The sequence below is a fragment of the Psychrobacter sp. T6-1 genome, from assembly GCF_052258445.1.
This window is the reverse complement of sequence record NZ_JBQQFC010000242.1, coordinates 1-3,735: the sequence shown is the minus strand read 5'-3', so window position 1 is coordinate 3,735 and position 3,735 is coordinate 1. Positions and strand designations below refer to the sequence as shown.

The 3,735-nt window shown below is 49.9% G+C and carries 2 protein-coding genes; both read left to right on the top strand.

The window, feature by feature from the left end; genetic code table 11:
• Positions 1 to 2,141, top strand: a 2,141-nt coding sequence (locus ACTXGO_RS10945; RefSeq protein WP_443574492.1) for a DNA translocase FtsK, incomplete at its 5' end; no start/stop codon positions are given.
• 107 nt (positions 2,142 to 2,248) lie between these two features.
• Positions 2,249 to 3,735: amidase (locus tag ACTXGO_RS10940; RefSeq protein WP_443574490.1), on the top strand; the 1,487-nt coding region annotated here is incomplete at its 3' end.

The following is a 3,735-nucleotide window of genomic DNA, read 5'->3' as shown; positions in this document are numbered from 1 at the left end:
TAGCGTCATTAGAGCCTTCAGCGTCATCAGCACCATCAGAACCATCAACGTCGTCAGCAATGCCAACACCACCAGCACTACAACAAGATGATGCATTGTCCGATAACAAAAGCGGTGATGAAATTAGCGCAAGCCAGCTGGCTGATGCTTGGATCGCAGAGCATGATACTACTCCTGATACTAGGCTCAACATTATGCCTAATAATGAGCTCAATACTAATCTCAATATCAAGCCTGATAGCTCACCTGTTATTGCGAATGAGAGGGATGCAGTATCCTTTGATAATGACTCAACCGAAACGGTAAGTGCGCCAATGCATACTGAAACGGTCGCACCCGTCATTGAGCCGCAGTCTAACACTCAAGACGTATCAAGCGCGCCAGTCACTGATATGACACCGACCAATACGCCTCCTGCTAACCCGACGCTACCACCAACAGCCGTCACGCCAGCCGCAGCTGAGCCAGCCGCAGCCGAGCCAATAGTCGCTAAGCTAGATGAGCCAAGTGTTAGCTTCGCTGTGCCAGAGGGGGATAGCAGCAACCATATTACTGACATGATGCCAGATGATACCGACGCGCCAGTAATGCCAGATATCAGTGATGATGCCGCTTTTAGTCAAAAATCGCGAGCCATGCAAACGGCTGAGTATCGTGGTAATCTCACGCCTATTCCTGAGATGTCTATCCTAGATAAGCCCGATCCTGATCGCAAACCAAGCTATACCGTCGCCGAGCTTGAAAAATTATCAGAACTGCTTGAGATTAAATTACAAGAGTTCAATGTAAAGGCCGAGGTGGTCAATGCGATACCAGGGCCAGTGGTGACGCGTTTTGAGGTGGAGTTGGCAGCTGGCGTAAAAGCAAGCAAGGTCACAGGTATCTCCCGTGATTTGGCGCGCTCGTTATCTATGGCGTCCCTGCGCGTAGTCGAAGTCATACCAGGCAAACCCTATATCGGTATCGAAGTACCTAACAAAAAGCGCGAAATGGTACGCCTTATTGAGCTGCTTAATACAGACAAATTCAAAGACCCCAAAGCGCAAATCAGCATGGCGATGGGCAAAGATATCGGTGGCAATGCTATTATCACAGACCTTGCACGCGCGCCGCATATGCTCGTTGCGGGTACCACAGGCTCTGGTAAGTCGGTACTGGTTAATTCTATGCTGCTATCGATACTACTTAAATACAAGCCCGATGAGCTACGTCTCATTCTCATAGATCCCAAGCAGTTAGAGCTTGCCAACTACAATGATATTCCGCATTTGCTCACGCCTGTGGTGACCGATATGACCGAGGCGGCGAGTAGTTTATCGTGGTGCGTGGCTGAGATGGAGCGCCGTTATCAGCTGATGAGTTTGCTCAAAGTACGTAAGCTCGATGAGTTTAATAAAAAAGTCCGCGCCGCTGAAAAAGCAGGTAAGCCAATGCTCGATCCCTTGTGGCGACCGAACGATAGCGTGAGCATTAGCCAAGCGCCTAAGCTTAAGACCCTGCCGATGATTGTCATTGTCGCTGACGAGTTTGCTGATATGATCATGCAAGTAGGTAAGCAAGCTGAAGAGCTAATCACCCGCTTGGCACAAAAATCACGGGCAGCAGGCATTCACCTTATGCTCGCCACTCAGCGTCCTTCGGTCGATGTCATTACAGGTCTGATCAAAGCCAATATTCCAGTGAGAGCCGCGCTACGAGTCAACTCAAAAGTCGATTCGCGCACGATACTCGATAGCGGCGGCGCTGAGGATATGCTCGGTAACGGTGATATGTTGTTCTTGGGGCCAGGTCAAATTGAGCCTGATCGCGTTCATGGCGCGTATGTCAGTGATGAAGAGGTCAACCGTGTCTGCGATGCGTGGCGCGAGCGCGGCGCACCAGATTATATCGATAATATGGCGGGCAACTTTGAATTGTCGAGTCCAAGCGGCGGCGGCACCGCTAATGCTTCAGGCGAAGATGATGATCTGTACAATGACGCGGTTGCCTTTATTATGGAGACGCGCAAAGTCTCAGCCTCAAGCATTCAGCGTAAGTTTAGTATCGGCTATAACCGCGCCGCACGCATTGTTGACTCTATGGAGGAGGCGGGACTCGTTAGCTCGATGGGCAAAAGTGGTAAGCGTGAGCTGCTTATGTAGCACTGTATAGTTATAAGAAATAAAATAACAAACGAGTCTCGTTTTTTTTGTTTGAATAAACGACTATAAATGGCTATTTTATTCTACACTTCAGCAAGGATGCCAACATGTTTAAAGAATATACCCAATACGATGCGATAGGATTGGCAGAGCTCGTCAAATCAGGCGAGGTGAGCGCCAAAGAGCTATTAGAGTCAGCGATTGCGCGCGCTAATACACTCAATCCCCAAATGAATGCCATTATTCATCGATTCGACGCGCGCGCTTACAACGCCGCGCAGCAAGGTTTGCCAGATGGCGCGTTCACAGGTGTGCCTTTTTTATTAAAAGATTTGTCTTTTTATTTTGAAGGTGAGCCGATTACTATGGGTAGCCGTAGTATCAACGTCGTCAATAAACACGACAGCGAAATCGTTAAACGTATGAAAGCCTCAGGAGTCAATACCTTTGGCAAGACCAATACGCCTGAGTTTGGGCTGATTATCACCACAGAGCCCAAAGCACATGGTCCAACGCACAATCCCTTCAAAAAAGGCTACAGCTCTGGCGGCTCATCAGGTGGTAGTGCGGCAGCCGTTGCTAGTGGCATTGTGCCGATGGCAGGCGCAGGCGATGGTGGCGGCTCTATACGGTTTCCTGCGGCGTGGTGCGGGGCAGTGGGGCTCAAACCGAGTCGCGGGCGCAATCCATTTGGTCCTGATTTTGGCGAAGGCTGGGATGGCGCTGCTGCCGATCACGTCATTACCCGCACGGTTCGTGATACCGCAGCTATGCTCGATGCGACTAGTGGCCGCGAGATCGGTGCGCCTTATGTTATTGCTGCGCCTGAGGGGTCGTTTTTGCAAGCAGCTATGCGCGCGCCTAAGCAGTTAACGATCGCTTTGCATCAGCAGCCGCTTATCGCTAATACGACTGTGGATAAAGAAGTGCTGGCTGTACTTGAGCGTACCGCCAAACAGCTAGAGTCTATGGGTCATCGCGTCGTTCCTGCTGAGCCTAATATCAATATCGAGCAGTTTTGGCATGATTTTATAGTCGTCGTTTGCGCGCATACAGCTTTTACCATCGATAATGTTGAGCGTAACTTTGGCGCTGAACATATCAAAAAACTAGAACCTCAAACCTACAATATGGCGATGCTTGGGCGTTCGCTATCTGCCGCCGACTTAGTCCATGCCAAGCACGGTTGGCACAATAGTCAGTATCAGACGGGACTGCTGCTTGAAACCTACGATATGATTTTGTCGCCCACAGTGCCGACAACGGCGGTTAAGCATGGTGTGCTGCCGCCAAGCCGAGTTGATGAGATGCTGATGAACACCTCAGGGCTATTGAGTAAAGGTATCAATATGGGTAAGTATACCTTTAGCTCCGGCATGATAGAAAAACTCAGTCATCCCGTGCTGAGCAAAATGGCCTTTACGATATTGGGTAATGTCACAGGTCTGCCAGCGATATCGATACCGATGGGCATGAGCAAAAAGGGGCTGCCGATCGGTATGCAGCTAATAGGACGCATGAATGATGAGTCAACGATACTGAGCCTAGCAGCAGAGATAGAGCGTGCTGGCTGGTTTACTAAGCCAGCGTTTGA